The sequence below is a fragment of the Paraburkholderia sp. J69-1 genome, assembly GCF_905220255.1.
Classification (GTDB): domain Bacteria; phylum Pseudomonadota; class Gammaproteobacteria; order Burkholderiales; family Burkholderiaceae; genus Paraburkholderia.
The window spans coordinates 1-16857 of record NZ_CAJMZG010000028.1 but is presented as its reverse complement, the minus strand read 5'-3'; the positions used below and the strand labels follow the sequence as shown (position 1 = coordinate 16857).

13 protein-coding genes are annotated in these 16857 nt (G+C 63.4%); 11 read left to right on the top strand and 2 right to left on the bottom strand.

Annotated elements, in window-relative coordinates; translation table 11 throughout:
* Positions 1–266 precede the first annotated feature (266 nt).
* Positions 267–1325, bottom strand: a complete 1059-nt coding sequence (locus tag U5A67_RS35535) for a hypothetical protein (protein ID WP_321817998.1) — start codon at positions 1323–1325, stop codon at positions 267–269.
* An 820-nt stretch (positions 1326–2145) separates the two neighbouring features.
* Here U5A67_RS35535 and U5A67_RS35530 point away from each other — a divergent pair.
* The 11 genes from U5A67_RS35530 (at position 2146) to U5A67_RS35480 (ending at position 15743) form a co-directional block, all read left to right on the top strand.
* Positions 2146–3513, top strand: a complete 1368-nt coding sequence (locus tag U5A67_RS35530; protein ID WP_205987850.1) for a DUF2957 domain-containing protein — start codon at positions 2146–2148, stop codon at positions 3511–3513.
* 205 nt (positions 3514–3718) lie between these two features.
* Positions 3719–4933, top strand: a complete 1215-nt coding sequence (locus U5A67_RS35525) for a DUF2957 domain-containing protein (protein ID WP_241024837.1) — start codon at positions 3719–3721, stop codon at positions 4931–4933.
* A gap of 238 nt (positions 4934–5171) precedes the next feature.
* The gene (locus tag U5A67_RS35520) at positions 5172–6017 is read left to right on the top strand and encodes an OmpW/AlkL family protein (protein WP_205987852.1); all 846 of its coding nucleotides are present in this window, start codon (positions 5172–5174) and stop codon (positions 6015–6017) included.
* A gap of 136 nt (positions 6018–6153) precedes the next feature.
* On the top strand, positions 6154–7044 hold the full coding sequence (locus U5A67_RS35515) for a MerR family transcriptional regulator (RefSeq protein WP_321817997.1): 891 nt from the start codon (positions 6154–6156) through the stop codon (positions 7042–7044).
* A gap of 261 nt (positions 7045–7305) precedes the next feature.
* Complete coding sequence (locus tag U5A67_RS35510; protein WP_321817996.1) at positions 7306–8886, top strand: NAD(P)/FAD-dependent oxidoreductase; 1581 nt, start codon at positions 7306–7308, stop codon at positions 8884–8886.
* Positions 8887–8921: 35 nt separating this feature from the next.
* Positions 8922–9860 carry an SDR family NAD(P)-dependent oxidoreductase gene (locus U5A67_RS35505; protein WP_205987855.1) on the top strand — a complete coding sequence of 313 codons (939 nt, stop codon included), beginning with the start codon at positions 8922–8924 and terminating at the stop codon, positions 9858–9860.
* Entirely contained in the window at positions 9857–10759 is a 903-nt protein-coding gene (locus U5A67_RS35500; protein ID WP_205987856.1) for a metal-dependent hydrolase, read from the top strand. The genes U5A67_RS35505 and U5A67_RS35500 overlap by 4 nt, the downstream gene beginning before the upstream one ends.
* 6 nt (positions 10760–10765) lie before the next feature.
* On the top strand, positions 10766–11695 hold the full coding sequence (locus U5A67_RS35495; protein ID WP_321817995.1) for an alpha/beta fold hydrolase: 930 nt from the start codon (positions 10766–10768) through the stop codon (positions 11693–11695).
* 109 nt (positions 11696–11804) lie between these two features.
* On the top strand, positions 11805–12797 hold the full coding sequence (locus tag U5A67_RS35490; protein ID WP_415768117.1) for an alpha/beta fold hydrolase: 993 nt from the start codon (positions 11805–11807) through the stop codon (positions 12795–12797).
* Positions 12798–12942: 145 nt separating this feature from the next.
* The gene (locus U5A67_RS35485; protein WP_321817993.1) at positions 12943–14706 is read left to right on the top strand and encodes an AMP-binding protein; all 1764 of its coding nucleotides are present in this window, start codon (positions 12943–12945) and stop codon (positions 14704–14706) included.
* Positions 14707–14795: 89 nt separating this feature from the next.
* Positions 14796–15743 (top strand): DUF1571 domain-containing protein, encoded by a 948-nt coding sequence (locus U5A67_RS35480; RefSeq protein ID WP_321817992.1) that lies wholly within the window; start codon positions 14796–14798, stop codon positions 15741–15743.
* 292 nt (positions 15744–16035) lie between these two features.
* Here the strand turns inward: U5A67_RS35480 and dsbG are convergent, their stop codons facing one another.
* Positions 16036–16650: a thiol:disulfide interchange protein DsbG gene (dsbG, locus tag U5A67_RS35475; protein ID WP_205987861.1), complete on the bottom strand. Its 615-nt coding sequence runs from the start codon at positions 16648–16650 to the stop codon at positions 16036–16038.
* Between the last annotated feature and the right edge of the window lie 207 nt (positions 16651–16857).

Sequence of the window (16857 nt, the reverse complement as noted above, 5' to 3'; positions counted from 1 at the left end):
CCTCACCACAGGACAATTTCCCGTCACCTCCCGAAAAGCCTCACCTGACGCATGGCCCGTCACCGCCTGGCGTCGCTCGGCAATCGCCTGGCGTGACCTGGGAGTCCCAGGAAATTTTTGGCCTGTGTTTACGGGAAAAACGTGCGATTTCTTGCGTGGGCGGTTTGTTTTCCGTGAGCGTTCTACCGGCTCAAATCTTCACCTCACGCTTCGCAGAGCCGATCAAATCCGCCTCCCGAATACCCTCACCGTTGAGTCATTAGCGTTCAAATCACGAAGCGGCTATCGGCATCCAGCACCTTCGGCAAGGGCACGAGATCGGCGCGCGCGAAACGCACCAGCGAGAACGCCCGCACGCCCTCCGGGCTGGCGGGAATATGGGCGAGCGGAAAGACGATCGACGCGCCGCCATCGGCCTGAGCGGGTTCGATCACCACGTTCATCGCGTTGAGCGTCACCGCGCGCATCTCTACGTTCGCATGCTGCGCCGGATGGCCGAGCACGTCGCAGATCACCGCCAGTTCGTGCTCGATCGCGTCCGTCTTGAGGCCAAGCGACGCCAGCGCGCGTTCGTTCGCCGCGATTTCCGCTTCGAGTTGCGCGAGTTCCCCGGCAAGTCCCACACCGCCGGCGAGCGCACGTTCGCCCACCATCCGCTGCGTGCCGGCGCCCTGACGCGTGAGCAACTGGCGGCGCGTGCGCAGCAGCGCCCGTTCCTCTTCGAGCGCGCCACGGCGCGATTCGTCCGCGGCGATGTGCGCGAGGCCTTCGAGCGCAATCTGCTCGACCACGCGCTGCACGATCTGCGCGCGCAGATCGGCTTCGGATTCGCCGCACACGCGCACCTGATGGTCGTCGAAACTCAGCGTGGTCTGGGCGACGTCGGTGTGCACCAGATCGCCGTGCTGCGCGGCGCCGAAGCCGCGCCGCTCGTTCATCGCCATACCAAGTACCGCCCAGGTTTCGCGCGCGAGCGGATGGCTGTCGAACCATGCGTGCAGTTCGACGGAGCGGCTCAGTACGTGGGAGATTTCGTCGGGTGCGGCAAAGAAAGCGTGGATATAGGGATCGGCCAGCCAGTTCGCGGCGCTGGCCTCGCGCGCGGGCGGCAGGCGCTCGACCAGTTCGCCGATATACGCCTGCGATTTCGCGAGCGCAGGCACGAGTCGTTCGCGATAGGCGCGCGCGAGCTTGAGCGACGGGCTGAGCACGGTCAGCCTTTCGACGAGCGCGCGCGTCTGCGCATTGTCCTGGCCTGATATGGCGCGATTGCGCGGCCATAAATGGTCGAAAAAGCGGTCGGATAAGCGGTCGAATAACCCCATTTCATGCGACTCCGTAGCGCGGCGCCAGCGGCATCGGCCGGCACGATTCGCGAATCACTATACCGGCTCTCAACATTGCGCCGATGACAAAAGGGCTTTCGAACGCTCCTGAAAATACTCACCGTTTGATTTTCCGCCAGCCACTTTTATTTAAAAAATCTGCGAAGCGACTTGCAGTCATTTGAAAACAGACGATTTTTAGCGTCAGGCTGGTCGATTTTTGCTCCCGCAAAGGCTCACCTTTGCATTTCGATATACGCATTGCGTATTGCTGCCGCGAATTCCGGCACGACTGGCGCGAAGGCGATCAGCATCCCGAAAATCCTCACCCTTCGCGAAACGTCGCGCCGACACCTAATCCCGTATTCCCTCACCTTCACACCAGAATGCCTGTTCGACACATTGATATTGCCCCCCACTCATTGATTCGGATACCGAAATAAATATCGATAAATCAGTACCGCTTCTTTTCTCCCATTCCGCATAGCTTTCTTACCGACCCGCACCTGGGGTTTGCCTCGATCCAACGGCAAGGAGATGACGCCGTTACACCGGTATCCGAACGATTTCCATTCAGCACGCCTCCCAATTAGCGGGACCATGCAGCGGGAACGTCGATTGCTCGGCGGCCCCGCTGCGCGGCCTGCGTGCGAGACGGACACATCGGGACAAACCCCTGTTGCGACCGCACCGAACCGCGACGGCGCAAGCGCTACGGCCGGTTGTTGCGGTTTTAGAGTGATTCGTTCAATTGACAGCGTGCAATGTAATGATCCAATCTTCAGCGCATAAATTATTACGAGACAGGGAGGGCAGACATATGTTGGAGAGCATTGTCCGCTGCGTCGCGCTGGCCGCAGCCGCAACGCCGCTTCTAGTCGCATGCGGTGGAGGAAAGGCGAGCGACCCGGGCGCCATTACGCCGACGCAATGCTCGGGATCGAGCTGCACGGGCCAGGGCGCGCCCAGCAGCGCAACCGCCGCGACCGCGCTCTGCCCGGCCGACGCCGATATCGCCAAGAACACGTATCTGGGCGGCGCCGGCAGCGGCGAGGTGGTGAGTCTGAGCATCGATCCCACCAAGATGACGTACTCGCTGACCTTCCTCGCCTCGCCGATTCCGGCGCAGGAAAGCTCGGTGCAAAACACGCGTGCGGGTCTCACCATCACGGGCGCGGTCCAGCATCCGCCCAGCGGCGCACTGCCCACCGCCGCGCAGATCGCCTGCGCATTCCAGCTCCAGCAAGGCACCGGCACGCTCAACGGCAGCACCTACACCACCGCGTACAACGCCGATAACCCGCCGACCATTTATGTAGGCTTCGGCGTGGCGGGCGGCGGCATTCCGGGCGCGACGGTGAACATCACCGGCGACAGCACGGCCGCCCTGCTCTTCAGCAACGTGAAGTCGCGCACCTTCGACTTCTATCCGTTCCTGGCTTTCTCATCGGTCAGCACCAGCATCGCGGATCTTCAAGGCAACTGGAACGCGCTGCTCTATCACATCGTCCCGACGCAGAACTTCGCTGCGGCCGCCACCACGGCGCAGGAAACCTACGACGCCAGCGGCAATTGCAGCGTGACGAGCGGCGGCACGAATACGCAATGCGATACGGCATCGTCGCAATGGGCCGCGGATTCCGCCGGCAGCTATTTCACCAGCGCCAATGCGCCGAAGATCCAGTCGCCGACGGTTTCGGCCGTCGCCAACGGTGCATCGAGCCACCTGATCCTCGGCAAGCTCAACGGCAAGATCGTGCCGGTGGTCGTGCGTACCGGCTACGTGAACGAGAACCTGCTTTCGCTGGCCGTCGACGACGAATCGGGTATCGCAATGATGGCGCCCGCGACCAATCTCACGTCGGGTTCGTTCGACGGCAGCTATATCGGCGCCGATTCGAACTTCGCCTACACGGCCACGCTCATCAACGGCCAGAGCGCCGGCTTCCTCAAGCCCTCGACGATGACGACGCAAAGCACCTTCACGCTCGATTACACGCAGACGCATCCGGGCCTGCTCGTCGCCACCGACAACAACGCCAAGACCGGCAACGTGATCGCAGTAGGCGGCCTCTACGGCATCTTCCTCAATGGCGAGGAAAACGGCGGCGTCACGTCCACTTCGGCGAACAGCGAAACGTCCAACTCACCGTACTTCGGTGTGGGTGCGCTGATCCAGCCGCAATAACCATCGATTGGCGATCGATTCATCATTGATTCGGATACCAAATCAAATGCGATCGACGCGCAAGATCGGCAGCACGCAGCAAGCCAGAACGGGGCGCCACGACAGGGAGCCGGCGCCCCGCCTACAAGAATGAATCTGGAGACGCGGTATGCAATCCAAGCACTTCGTGAAGCGCCTCGCCCTGCTCGGCGCGGGGGCGCCGCTGATGCTCACGCTCGGCGCGTGCGGCGGCGGCGGAAGCAGTAGCCCGCCGCTGGTCGAAACGGCCCTCTGCCCGACCTCGCTCGACTACAACACGGTCTACACCGGCGGCGGCGGCGACGGCGAACTCGTCAAGCTGCAGATCGACACGACGAAGAAAACCTGGCAGATCACCTACGTCGAATCGCCGATTCCCGCGACCACCGGCACCGTCACGCCCACGCGCAAGGGCACGGTGGTTTCCGGCACGATCACGCAGGAAACCGGTTTGCCCACCGCCAAACTCAACCAGTGCGCGTTCCAGTTGAACGGCGCGAGCCTCGATTCGAGCCGGCCGGCGCGCGTGTTCATCGGCATGGGCGTGGCGGGCGGCACGATTCCGGGCGCGGAAATCCAGTTCGCGGGCTCGGGCGGCATCGGCGTGGTGCCGGACACCAAGTTCCCGTATTACCCGTTCATCGCTTTTTCGTCGATCGAAACGAATATCGCCAACGTGGCCGGCACCTATAACCAGCTCGGTTATCACCAGGTCCCGTCGCAGAACTTCCTGCCCGCCGCCGTGGACGCAAAGATCACCATCAACGCCGATGGCACCTGGCAGGAGTGCGATAACAGCGGCGTGAACGCCGGCACATGCCAGCAGCCCGGCACGAACTTCGTGCAGTCGAGCGACGGCAGCGGCGCGTTCGAAACCGACAACTTCCAGGGGCAGGTCAAGCCCACGCTCGTGACCGGCAAGAACGCCGCGAAGGGCTTCATGATCGTCGGCAAGCTGCGTAACCAGCTCGTGCCGGTACTCGTGCGTACGGGCGTGGCGTATCCGACCATCGGCACCGATCCGCAGAGCGGCGCGACCGGCCCGGTCGCCGACGACGAATCGGGTATTTCGGTGCTCGCGCCGCAAACCGCCATCGCGCAAGGATCGCAGGACGGCGAATACATCAGCGTCGATAGCGAATTCGACTATCGCTCGCTCGCGCTCAGCGGCACCGAGGGCACGCTGCTCGATCCGTTCAACGCGTCGCAGGCGTCGCTCGCCACGGCACTCGATCTGAACTTCACGCAGAGCACGCCGGGCATCGTCACGACCACGCATGTGAATGCATCGACGGGCACGACGCCGACCGGAAAGATGACCTTCACGGGCGGCGTGTTCAGCTTCCTCGATCTGACGAACGCCTCCGCGCCGTACTTCACGGCGGGCGCTTTCGTCCAGTAGCGCACACGCGCCTGAACACAGCGACACAGCGACGCAACGACGCAGCGATCGACGAGGGAGCCGCTGCCCATAAGGTGACCGCACTGCGCCTGCGTGCGGGCGATGCCCGGCCTTGCCGCCAGCATCGCCCACGACGGCGCGCCGTAAGGCACGCGCAGGACCGGCCGTTCACGAGACGGTCGCCGCGCGCGGGCAGGTCGCCCGAACCTGAGAGCAACAGGTAGAACAGGGAGGAACAATGAGACGTACTGCAAAGGCGGCAGCAGCGGCCGCTGTGGCGACGTGCGCCGCCGGACTTTCCACGGCCGCTCATGCCCAGCATGCGGGCGACAACGTGGCCGTACTCGGCTGGTTTCACGTCATGCCGCAGCAATCGAGCACACCGCTCACCACGACGGTTGCGCCCACGCCGATCAACACGCCGCTGCGGCTGCCGAATTCGTTCACCTCGCCGGGCACCGGTCTGTCGACCAGCAAGGCGGATACGGTCGGGCTGGTCTTCACGCACTTTCTGACCGACCACATCGCGGTGTCTTCGGTGGCGGGCGTGCCGCCCACCTTCAAGCTCTATGGCCACGGCACCATCAAGCCGCCGGGACCGGCGGGCGCGCTCGGCAGCCAGAACCTGAGCGATGCCTCGACCAATCCGATCGTGACGAGCGTGCGCCAGTGGAGCCCGGCGCTGATCTTTCAGTACTACTTCCGGGATGGCGATGCGAAGTTCCGCCCGTTCGTGGGCATCGGCGTGTCGTATAACTGGTTCTCGTCGATCCAGCTCAATCCGAACTTCGTGAAAGCCACCCAGGACGATCTGGGCGCCGTGCTCGCCGCGGGCGCGGGCAAGCCCGGGCAGACGCAGGTGAGCGCGAAGGCGTCGTCGTCGTGGCAGCCGGTGTTCAATCTGGGTGCGACCTACAACGTCACCGCGCATTTCGGCATCGTGGCCTCGCTCACCTATATTCCGCTGAAGACCACGTCGTCCGTGATCGTGAAGGCCGCCGACGGCACCGAACTCGCCGTGAGCCGCGCCGAACTGAAGGCCGATCCGCTCATTTCCTATCTGGGCGTGTCGTACCGGTTCTGAGTCCGCGTGCGGCACAACGCCGGGGCAACGCAGCGTGCGCACGGTAAGACGCGTAAAGCAACGCCGGGTGGGCAAACGCACGTTCGCGCGGTGCGCCGTCTCGCGCTCGTGCGACGGCTCGCGCTAAAATCGGCGCATGCCGAAATCGCCCACGCCCCCCGAGACCGAACTCGCGCCCGAGCGCGCCACCGACAGCGAATACACCGTCGATGAACTCGCGCGCGTGGCGAATACGACCGTGCGCAACGTGCGCGCGTATCAGGACCGCGACCTGCTCATGCCGCCCGACAAGCGCGGCCGCGTGGGCATTTATAACGATTCGCACGTCGCGCGCCTCAAGCTCATCAATCACCTGCTCGCGCGCGGCTATACGCTCTCGAACATCCAGGATCTCATCAAGGCCATCGACGATGGCGGCGATCTGCGCTCGATCCTCGGGCTGGAGAACGCTATCGGCGGGCCGTGGTCGCATGCGCGTCCCAAGACTTATTCGCTGCCCGAACTGATCAAGCTGTTCGGCCCGCAGGCGCCCAGCAGCCTCACGCGCCTCGCCGAACTCGGTCTGCTCGAACGCAAAGGGCTGTCTTTCGTCGCGCGCAATCCGGCCATGCTCGATGCGGCCGCAGCGACCGTGCGCGAAGGCATTCCGGCGCGCGAGCTGCTGGACGTGCTCGAAGAAGCACGGCCGCATTTCGACGCCATCGCGCGCGTGCTAGTGGAGATGGTGGTACGCCATCTCGATCGTTACGACGCCGGCGCGCTGCCGCCCGCCACCGACATGCCTGCGCTCGTCGACGCCATCTGGCGGCTGCGCCCGCTTTCCACGGTGTTCGTGGAGAACGAGATCCTGCGCGCGCTGGAGGAACAGTCGAGCGACTATCTGGGCGGGCGCGTGGCCACCATCCTCGACCAGAAGCTCGGCCGGCGCGGCACGCCGGAGTTGGAAGCGCAAACCGCGGAAACCGCGCCAGCCGCCGCCGAAAAAGCGCCGCGCGCGCCCAAAAAGGCCGCCAGCAAGAAGCGCTGATATTGCGCTGCGGGATCTGAATAGCGCGGCTCAACACCGCGCTTTTTTCTTATGCCCCCGTTTTTTCTACGCTTTCTTTCTCCCTTCAGAACGCCCTTCAAAACCCTGAAACCCAATACAGTCGGGCGTTTTCGCGTGTCTTAAAGTCCGCGCGAAATTCTTGGAATGCTCCCTCTAGCCTCTTGCGCGCGGGCGTCTCGCGCACTATGTTTACATCATTCAATGTAACAGTTAAGAATGAACCATAGGGAGACGCTCCGGATGAACGCACCCACCCGGTTTTTCGATGGGGCCGGCGACGGCCGTTTTGCCGATTCTGGCGAGCCGATCGGCGTTGCCATCATCGGTACCGGCTTTGCCGGCCTTGGCATGGCGATCCGCCTGCTCCAGCGCGGCGAAACCGACTTCGCCGTATTCGAGAAAGCCGGCTCGGTGGGCGGCACCTGGCGCGACAACCATTACCCCGGTTGCGCCTGCGACGTGCAATCGCATGTGTATTCGTTTTCGTTCGCGCCCAACCCGCGCTGGACGCGCATGTTCGCGCCCCAGCCGGAAATCCGCGCCTATCTGAACCGTTGCGTCGACAAGTTCCGTCTCTCGCCGTGGCTGAACTTCGACCACGAACTGTCGAGCGCCCGCTGGGACGAAGCCGCGCACTGCTGGCGCCTTGCCTTCGCCAACGGACGGCGCGTTGCGGCACGCGTGCTGATTTCGGCGATGGGCGGCCTCTCACGCGCCGCGCTGCCCGCGATTCCCGGCGTGGAAACGTTTCAGGGCAAGGCGTTCCATTCGCAGCACTGGGATCACGGTTATGCGCTCGAAGGCAAGCGCGTGGCGGTGATCGGCACGGGTGCGAGCGCGATCCAGTTCGTGCCGCAGATCGCGCCGAAAGTCGACAAGCTCGCGCTGTTCCAGCGCACGCCGCCGTGGATCATGCCCAAGCCCGACCGCGCGCTCTCGAAGTTCGAACAATGGATGTTCCGCTCGCTGCCGTTCACGCAGAAGATCGCCCGCACCGGCCTGTACTGGATGCTGGAGTCGCGCGTGCTGGGTTTCGCGATCCATCCCTCGCTGATGAAGAACGTGCAGAAGATCGCGGTGCGCCACATCAAGCATCACGTGAAAGACCCGGCGCTGCGCGCGGCCGTCACGCCCGATTACACGATCGGCTGCAAGCGCGTGCTGATCTCGAACGACTATTACCCCGCGCTCACGCGCACCAACGTGGAGGTGGTGACCGATGCGATCGAGCGCATCGACGCCACCGGCGTGATCACCGCCGACGGCCAGCATCACGAAGTCGATTGCCTGATCTACGGCACCGGTTTTCAGGTGGCCGATCCGTTCGCGCCGGGCACGATTCTCGGGCGCGGCGGCGTGGATATCGTCGATACATGGCGCAACGGTGCGCATGCGTATCTGGGTACGAGTTTGCCTGGTTATCCGAACTTTTTTATGGTCGTCGGCCCGAATACGGGGCTTGGCCACAACTCGATGGTGTTCATGATCGAGTCGCAGATCGAATACATCCTCGGCGCGCTCGATGCGATGAAGAAAGATCGCGCCGATTCCATCGAAGTGCGCCCGCAGGTGGAAGCGCGCTACAACGAGCGCATCCAGCAGAAGCTCGATCGCGCGATCTGGTCGGTGGGCGGCTGCAAGAGCTGGTATCTCGATCCGCGCAACGGCAAGAACACCACGCTCTGGCCGGGCTTTACGTGGCGCTTCCGTCGCGCGACCGCGCATTTTTCCATCGCCGAGTATCAGGTGTTCCGCGCGCCGCAGCATGAAGCCGCGCCCGCGCCGCTCGCGGTGGCCACGCAAACGACCGAGGCCGCCTGAAGCGGCCCGCTGATCGACTCAGGGAGAGAACGGATATGAAGCACTTCGACAACAAGGTCGCCGCGATCACGGGTGCGGGTTCGGGCATGGGCCGCTCGCTGGCCGTGCAGCTTGCGGGCGCCGGCTGCCATCTCGCGCTGGCCGACAAGAACGCCGTCGGCCTTGCCGAAACCGAGCGCATCGTGCGCGCACTCGCGCCGAACGTGCGCGTGACGACCCGCGAACTCGACGTAGGCGATCGCGACGCAATGTTCGCCTGGGCCGATGAAACCGCCGCCGCGCACGGTCGCATCAACCTCGTTTTCAACAACGCGGGCGTGGCGCTTTCCAGCACCATCGACGGTATGTCGTACAGCGATCTCGAATGGATCGTGAACATCAACTTCTGGGGCGTCGTGCATGGCACCAAGGCCTTCCTGCCGCACCTGAAGGCCTCGGGCGAAGGTCATATCGTCAACACGTCGAGCGTGTTCGGGCTGTTTGCGCAGCCTGGCATGAGCGGCTACAACGCCACCAAGTTCGCCGTGCGCGGCTTTACCGAATCGCTGCGCCAGGAACTCGACATGATGCGCTGCGGCGTTTCCGCGACCTGCGTGCACCCCGGCGGCATTCGCACCAACATCGCCCAGGCGAGCCGCGTGGCGTCGAATATGGTCGGCTTCATGGTGGCGAGCGAGCAGCAGGGCAAGGACGAATTCGAGAAGTTCTTCATCACCACCGCCGACGACGCCGCCCGCACCATTCTCAACGGCGTGCGCCGCAATGCGCGCCGCGTGCTGATCGGCCGCGACGCACGCGCCGCCGACTGGCTCGCGCGCTCGCTGCCCGCCGCTTACCAGGCGCTCGTCGTGATGAGCGCGCGGCGCGAAGCCGCCAAGGCGCGCAAGCGCGCACGCCGCGCCGAACGCGAGGCCATGCTCAACGGCCGCACCATGAATAACAACGCAGGCAAAAATCAGGGAGAAACAGCATGATCATGCCAGTACGACGCGACGTCCGTTTCGCGTTACCGCCCGAACGGGCATGCGACTGGCACGTCGAAGGCGTGCCCGTGACGCACTTCTTCAACGCGCTTTCGCTGCTCTTTCCGGCAGGTGAGCGCTTCTTTATGGATTCGGTGCGCCACTATCGCGACCGTATCGAAGACCCGGAACTCAAGAAGCAGGTGATGGGTTTCATCGGTCAGGAAGCGATGCATACGCGCGAGCACGTAGAATACAACGATCTGCTGCAGTCCGCCGGGCTGCCCGCGCACAAGCTCGACAAGCGTCTGTGGGCGATCCTCAACTTCGCGCGCAAGGTGTTGCCGCCTTCGCTGCAACTCGCGCAGACCGTCGCGCTCGAGCACTACACCGCGATGCTCGCCGATCTGCTGCTGGCCGATACCGGCACGCGTATCGAAGGATCGGTGGAAGGCTACAAGCAGATGTGGCTCTGGCACGCGCTCGAAGAAACCGAGCACAAATCGGTGTCCTACGATGTCTGGAATCTCGTCATCAAGCCGGGGCCGAAGCGCTATCTGATGCGCACCGGCACGATGCTGGCGACCACGGTGCTGTTCTGGGTGATCGTGTTCGACTATCACCTCGCGCTGATGCGCCGGCACAAGCGCCGTATCGGCAAGTTCAGCGGTTACTGGAAGCTGTTCAAGTTCCTCTATGGTCCGCGCCATGGTGTGTTCCCCGGCATTGCGATGGAATGGCTGCGCTTTTTCAAGCCGGGCTTCCATCCGTGGGACCACAACAATCGTAAGCACCTCGAACGGATCAACGGCCTCATCGCACAGATCGACGAGACTAACGCGCAATATGCTGCGCAAGCCGCACCGCGTCGCGTGCCGTTGCATCCGGCCAGCACGCCGCGCGCAGCCTGAACGCTCATGCGGACCTTTAGCGATGGGCCGCGTGGCGGCGGGCGCGAGCGTGAAGCGCCCGCCGCCGTGCTGGAACGGCTCGACGTGGACGCTTCGGATGGCGTGCGGCTCGCCGTGTATGCGAGCGGGCCGCGCGATGCGCCGCCGTTGATCCTCGTGCATGGCTATCCGGATTCGGCGCGCGTCTGGGACGGCATGCGTCGCGAACTGGAAACGCGCTTTCGGGTGATTGCCTACGACGTGCGTGGTATGGGCGCATCGGGAGCGCCGCGCGCTCGCGCCGGCTACAAGCTCGCGCAACTCGCGCGCGATCTGATCGCCGTGGCCGACGCCACGTGCGGCGCACAGCCGTTTCATCTGGTCGCGCACGACTGGGGCTCGATCCAGTGCTGGGAAGCCGTGACCGATCCGGCCAACGCCGCGCTCATCGCCTCGTATACGTCGATTTCCGGGCCCTGTCTCGATCACGTATTTCGTGCGAAGTTCGGGCTCAAGCAATCGCTGCGTTCGTGGTACATCGCGTTCTTTCATCTGCCGCTGGTGCCGCAACTGGTGTGGCGGTTTGGTGGCGCGGCGCTGTGGCCGTGGTGGCTGCGCAAGACCGAAGGCGTGCGCGCCCAGCGCGATCCCGACCAGTTGCGCAACTGCATCAACGGCGTCCAGCTCTATCGCGCGAACTTCATCGAACGTGCGCGAATGCCGCGCGAACGCCGCACCGACGTGCCCGTTCAGATCGTCGTGCCGCGTTTCGATCGCTACGTCACGCCCGCCTTGACCGAGGGCGTGGGCCAGTGGCTCGGGCGGCATCGTCGTGAGTGGATCGACGCGCCGCATTGGACCGTGGTGCGCGATGCGCCGCTGATCGCCGCGCGCGTGCAGCGTTTCATCGCGTGGACGAAGCGCGAGGAAACGCACGCGGCCCAGCTCGATCTCTGAACGACCAATAACCATCCTGCCTGTGGAGAATCGCGTGAACGCAATCGCTCTGCCCGTGTTGACGGGAATCATCGTGATCGCTGCTGTCGGCGTCACGCTCGTGTTGCTCATGCTCTTCACGCGACGCGCCACGCGCCGCATCGAACAGGCCGTGCCGATGGACGGCCGTCTGATCGACGTGGATGGCGAACGTCTGCATTACGTCGAATTCGGCAGCCGCGACAAGCCGGCCGTCGTGTTCGTGCACGGCCTGTGCGGGCAGATGCGCAACTTCGCTTATCTGCCGCTTGAAGCGCTGGCGCGCGAGCATCGCGTGATTCTCGTCGATCGGCCGGGCTCCGGTTATTCCACGCGCAGTGCGCAGGCCAGCGCGAATATCCGCACGCAAGCCGCGCTGATTGCGCGCTTCATGCAGAAGCTCGATCTGCACGCGCCCGTGTTGGTCGGGCATTCGCTTGGCGGGGCGATTGCGCTCGCGGTGGCGCTCGACCATGCACACACCGTCGCGCGCATTGCGCTGATCGCGCCGCTCACGCATGTGCAGACGGAAGTGCCCAAGGCGTTTCGTGCGCTGGTGTTGCGCTCGAACGCAGTGCGCCGCTTTATCGCCCGCACGCTGGCGACGCCGTTCGGTCTCGCCACCAGCACTCCGACGCTCAGGCAGGTGTTCGCGCCCGAGCGTGTGCCCGAAGATTTCCGCACGCGTGGCGGCGCGCTGTTGAGCTTGCGCCCTGGCGGCTTTATCAATGGCTCGCGCGATCTTGTTGCGATCGAAGACTCCGACGATCTCGCGCAGATGGAACAACGCTATGCACAACTGAGCGTTCCTGTGGATGTGCTGTTCGGGCGCGGCGATATCGTGTTGAACTGGGCGCGCCACGGCGATGCGCTGCGCCGTCGATCGACGCGCGTGACGCTCAAGGTCGTGGAGGGCGGGCACATGCTGCCGGTCACCGCGCCTTCGACCACCTACGAATGGCTGCGCACGGCCATCGCCGGTACGACGCAGGCGCACGGCGAGCGCGCCATTGCAGTCGGCCAGAGCGACAGCGCCAACGCCGCGCTCGCGCCGGAGATGCTGCAACGTCGTGCCGCAATATAACTGTAAGCGCGCGGCTAGAGCGACTGCTCGGTCGTAAAGCGTGCGGATCGGGAGGTGAACTTGTTATCGTGAGTGGCGGCGGCGCACGGCTTTCCAGCAACGCGCGGCGTCGCGATTCACCACAAAAAACATATTGGAGACAGCCATGGCAGCCCAACTGCAAACGCAGACGGCGCCGGTGGATACTGCGCGCCACGCCGCGCCCGACACCGACGGCATCTGGTACGCGTCCTATCCCAAAGGCGTTGCGCCCGAAATCGACGTTTCAGAGTACGAAACGATTACGCACTACTTCGACGATTGCGTTGCGCAGTTTCGCGATCGCGTTGCGTACGTGAGCGTGGGATCCTCGCTGACTTATGGCGCGCTGGCTCGCAAGGCCGAAGCGTTCGCCGCGTGGCTGCAAGGCGTGGGTATCGCACCTGGCGAGCGCGTGGCCATCATGCTGCCCAATACGTTTCAGTATCCCGTTGCGCTGTTTGGCGCGCTCAAGGCGGGCGCCGTGGTCGTCAATGTCAATCCGCTCTATACGCCGCGCGAACTCGCGCATCAGCTCAAAGACAGCGGCGCGCGCGCCATCGTCGTGTTCGAGAACTTCGCGAAGACGCTGCAGGAAGCGCTGCCGGGCACGCGCGTCGAGCATATCGCCGTGACGGGTTTGGGCGATCTTCTCGCGGATGGCCTTAATTTCAAGGGTCGATTGCTTAATTTCGTGCTGAAGCGCGTGAAGAAGATGGTGCCGAAGTACGTGCTGCCGAACGCCGTGCGTCTGCGCGATGCACTGCAAACCAGCGCGCGCCGCACGCTTGCGCCCGCCTTGCGCACGAACGGCGATCTCGCCTTTCTTCAGTACACCGGAGGAACGACCGGCGTAGCCAAAGGCGCAATGCTCACGCATCGCAACATCATGGCTAACGTTTTACAGGCGAAGGCTTGGTCGGCGTCGCAATTGACGGGCGAAGTCGAAACCGTACTCACGCCGCTGCCGCTTTATCACATCTATTCGCTCACGGTAAACGCGCTTATTTTTCTGGGCCTGGGCGGACGTAATATCCTGATTGCGAATCCGCGCGACACGAAGCGCATGATGATGATCCTGCGCCGCGAAACGTTCACCGGTATCACGGCCATCAATACGCTCTACAACGCACTGCTCGACGACGCCGAGTTCTGCAGACGCGATTTTTCCGCGCTCAAACTGGCGATGGCAGGCGGCATGGCCACGCAGAAGGCCGTCGCCGATCGCTTCAAGGCCGTGACGGGACAGCCGATCGTCGAGGGTTATGGCCTCACCGAATGCTCGCCTATCGTGGCGACCAATCCCGTCGATCTCAGCAATATGCGCGATTTCGCGGGCTCGATCGGCCTGCCCGTGCCGTCCACGCAGGTGCGCTTCCGCCGTGAAGACGGTAGCTGGGCGAATGTGGGTGAAGCGGGCGAATTGTGCGTGAAGGGGCCGCAGGTGATGCTCGGCTACTGGAATCGTCCCGATGACACCGCTCAGGTGCTCGACGCCGATGGCTGGCTTGCGACCGGCGATATCGGCGTGATGGATGCGCAGGGCTTTATCCGCCTGATCGATCGCAAGAAGGACATGATCATCGTGTCGGGCTTCAATGTGTATCCGAACGAGATCGAGGAAGTAGTGGCGATGCATCCCGATGTGCGCGAAGTGGCGGCCATCGGCGTGCCCGATCCCGTGCAGGGCGAGCGCGTGAAGGTGTTCGTGGTCGCGCGCGATCCGTCACTGACGGCCGATGCGGTGATCGCCCACTGCCGCAAGCAGCTCACCGGTTACAAGGTGCCGCGCGCCGTGGAGTTTCGCGAGGCGCTGCCGCAAACCAATGTCGGCAAGATTCTGCGCCGTGCGCTGCGCGACGAGGAAATCGCGAAGCAACGCGCGCATTGAACGACGTCCTGGCCGTTCTGCTTTTTTCGCTTTGCGCTTTCGTTTGACTCACACAAGCACTGACAAGCATCGAAACAGGGAGACACATCATGAGCACGATCGCATCGAAACCGGTTGCCCGGGCGCTGCGCCTGGCCGCCCCCATCGCCTGCGCGGCGTTTGCTTTGGCTTGCGCCACGGCGTTCGCGCAGGACGACGCCAGCCCCAACGCCGAGGCTAACGCGCAGCAGGGCAGCGCGGCCGCTCCATCATCGGGTAACGCCGCGGCGGAGGTGAGCAAACTGTCCGTCGATCAGCAGGTGAAATGGCTGCAGCGCGCGCAGAAAAGCGGCGCGCTCGTGAAGATGGACGATGCGCAACTTACGGCGCTGTTCCAGACGCTCGATCCGCTTGTGGTGCCCACGGTGATCAAGCTCGGGCCGTCGGGTTATCCGTCGTATGAATTCACGCTGTCGCGCTGGGAGCGTTTGAACGGCAAATGGCCGAGCAAACCGGCGCATATGCTCGTGAAGCTCGAGCACGATCCGCTGCGGATCTACGCGAAATGGCTGCCCGACGGCGAGCATTCGGGCGAGGAAGTGATCTACGACGCGTCGAAGAAAACCGATGAGATGTATGGCCATCTGGGCGGCCTGCTCGGCGTGATGCCGATGTGGACGGCGCTCGACGGCACGCTCGCGCGCGCGCAATCGAATCACAAGATCACGGATCTGGGCACCGAATTTATCGTGAGCCAGTTCATGACCGACGCGAAGAAGTATGTGGAAGTGGGCGCGCCCTACAAGCCCGATGTCAAGGTGAAAACGGTCAACGGTGTGCGCGTGGTGGCGCTGACCTACGTGTCGCCGAGCGGCAAGCCGCAGTTCTACGCGAAGAAGCAGACGCTTGGGCTCGATCTGCGTCATCCGTACTTCCGCACGGTCGAAGCGTATGGCGACGATGGGCAGATGTTCGAGAAGATCGTGATCGACAACATCACGCCGAAGAGTTTCGACGCCGAGGCATTTGATCCGAAGAACCCCGACTACAAGTTCTAAGGCACGTTTGAGGTGAGTGTTTTCGGGAGCTTGATGACGGTGATCGAAGCGGTGCGCAGGGTCTTCACCGCTTCGAAATGCGCATGGATGGTGGTCGGCGCATATCGTTAGTTTCACAAATTGCCCGGTGATCGGCGCTACGGTGAGCGCGTGGTTGACTCGCGCGCTCACTTTGCATTTCCAGACACGCCGACTCCTGGAATTCCTCACCATCACCGGGTTGCGGTGACCTCACCATACGCCGATACGCTCACCATCGAGCGCTGCTCCTGGAATGACTCACCTCACGGGTTTAGCGGTACTTCTGCAGTTCCGGGTCCGTCACAGGCTGCGCCGGCAGATTCAACATGCCTGGCAGCATGCTGAGCTTGGGCACACCGTCGATATCGGCCCAACGACCACCCGATCCTTGATAGATGATCGTGGGCGTGCCCTGGAAGCCCAGGTCCTGAAACAGCTGCGTATTGCTGTCGATCTGCGCCTGTGCCGCTGCCGGAATGTGCGCGAGCGGCGCGATCCCGCCCGATTCGTCTTTCTCCGAGTAGTGCGTTTCCAGTTCGTTCAGGAGTGCTGCGCTATTCTTCGATTGCAGCAGCGCTGCCGCTTTGCCGGGCGAATCGGGCTTCAGAAAACCGAGTGGAATCCAGTGAACCTGCAGACCTGCCGCTTCATATGGCTGCAGCGCCTTCCAGACCAGATGACAGAAGATGCAGTTCGGGTCCATGAAGACGTAAAGCGTCGACTTGACGTTCGCTCCACTTGCGCCTTCGACGATCGCACTCGCACTTTGCAAACGCGTAGCGGCGGCAGCAGGCAACCATGCGGGTTCGTCGGCGGCCATCGCCGGGGCGGCGCCCCATGCGCTCAGCGCGCCGGCCGCGATCAGGCTGTAAATCCACTTCTTCATTGTTCACCTCGATAGTGCTCGCGCGGGCTTGCAGCGAACGCGAGCCCCGACGCGGAGCCACGTATCTTAGGGCGCAATCGTGGCGTGCCCCTGACGCCAATATGGCGTGCGTGTCAGGCGGCGTGGGAAAGGTGAGGGTTTGCGGGAGATGAGGAATGGCGTGCGGAGAACTCGCACGTTCGACGTGATGTGCGTCGTGCTTTTTCC

Excerpts from the sequence above, each read along its gene's own strand:
- U5A67_RS35535 (WP_321817998.1), bottom strand. The coding sequence starts at position 1,325 with ATGGGGTTATTCGACCGCTTATCCGACCGCTTTTTCGACCATTTATGG.
- U5A67_RS35530 (WP_205987850.1), top strand. The coding sequence starts at position 2,146 with ATGTTGGAGAGCATTGTCCGCTGCGTCGCGCTGGCCGCAGCCGCAACG.
- U5A67_RS35525 (WP_241024837.1), top strand. The coding sequence starts at position 3,719 with ATGCTCACGCTCGGCGCGTGCGGCGGCGGCGGAAGCAGTAGCCCGCCG.
- U5A67_RS35520 (WP_205987852.1), top strand. The coding sequence starts at position 5,172 with ATGAGACGTACTGCAAAGGCGGCAGCAGCGGCCGCTGTGGCGACGTGC.
- U5A67_RS35515 (WP_321817997.1), top strand. The coding sequence starts at position 6,154 with ATGCCGAAATCGCCCACGCCCCCCGAGACCGAACTCGCGCCCGAGCGC.
- U5A67_RS35510 (WP_321817996.1), top strand. The coding sequence starts at position 7,306 with ATGAACGCACCCACCCGGTTTTTCGATGGGGCCGGCGACGGCCGTTTT.
- U5A67_RS35505 (WP_205987855.1), top strand. The coding sequence starts at position 8,922 with ATGAAGCACTTCGACAACAAGGTCGCCGCGATCACGGGTGCGGGTTCG.
- U5A67_RS35500 (WP_205987856.1), top strand. The coding sequence starts at position 9,857 with ATGATCATGCCAGTACGACGCGACGTCCGTTTCGCGTTACCGCCCGAA.
- U5A67_RS35495 (WP_321817995.1), top strand. The coding sequence starts at position 10,766 with ATGCGGACCTTTAGCGATGGGCCGCGTGGCGGCGGGCGCGAGCGTGAA.
- U5A67_RS35490 (WP_415768117.1), top strand. The coding sequence starts at position 11,805 with ATGCTCTTCACGCGACGCGCCACGCGCCGCATCGAACAGGCCGTGCCG.
- U5A67_RS35485 (WP_321817993.1), top strand. The coding sequence starts at position 12,943 with ATGGCAGCCCAACTGCAAACGCAGACGGCGCCGGTGGATACTGCGCGC.
- U5A67_RS35480 (WP_321817992.1), top strand. The coding sequence starts at position 14,796 with ATGAGCACGATCGCATCGAAACCGGTTGCCCGGGCGCTGCGCCTGGCC.
- dsbG (WP_205987861.1), bottom strand. The coding sequence starts at position 16,650 with ATGAAGAAGTGGATTTACAGCCTGATCGCGGCCGGCGCGCTGAGCGCA.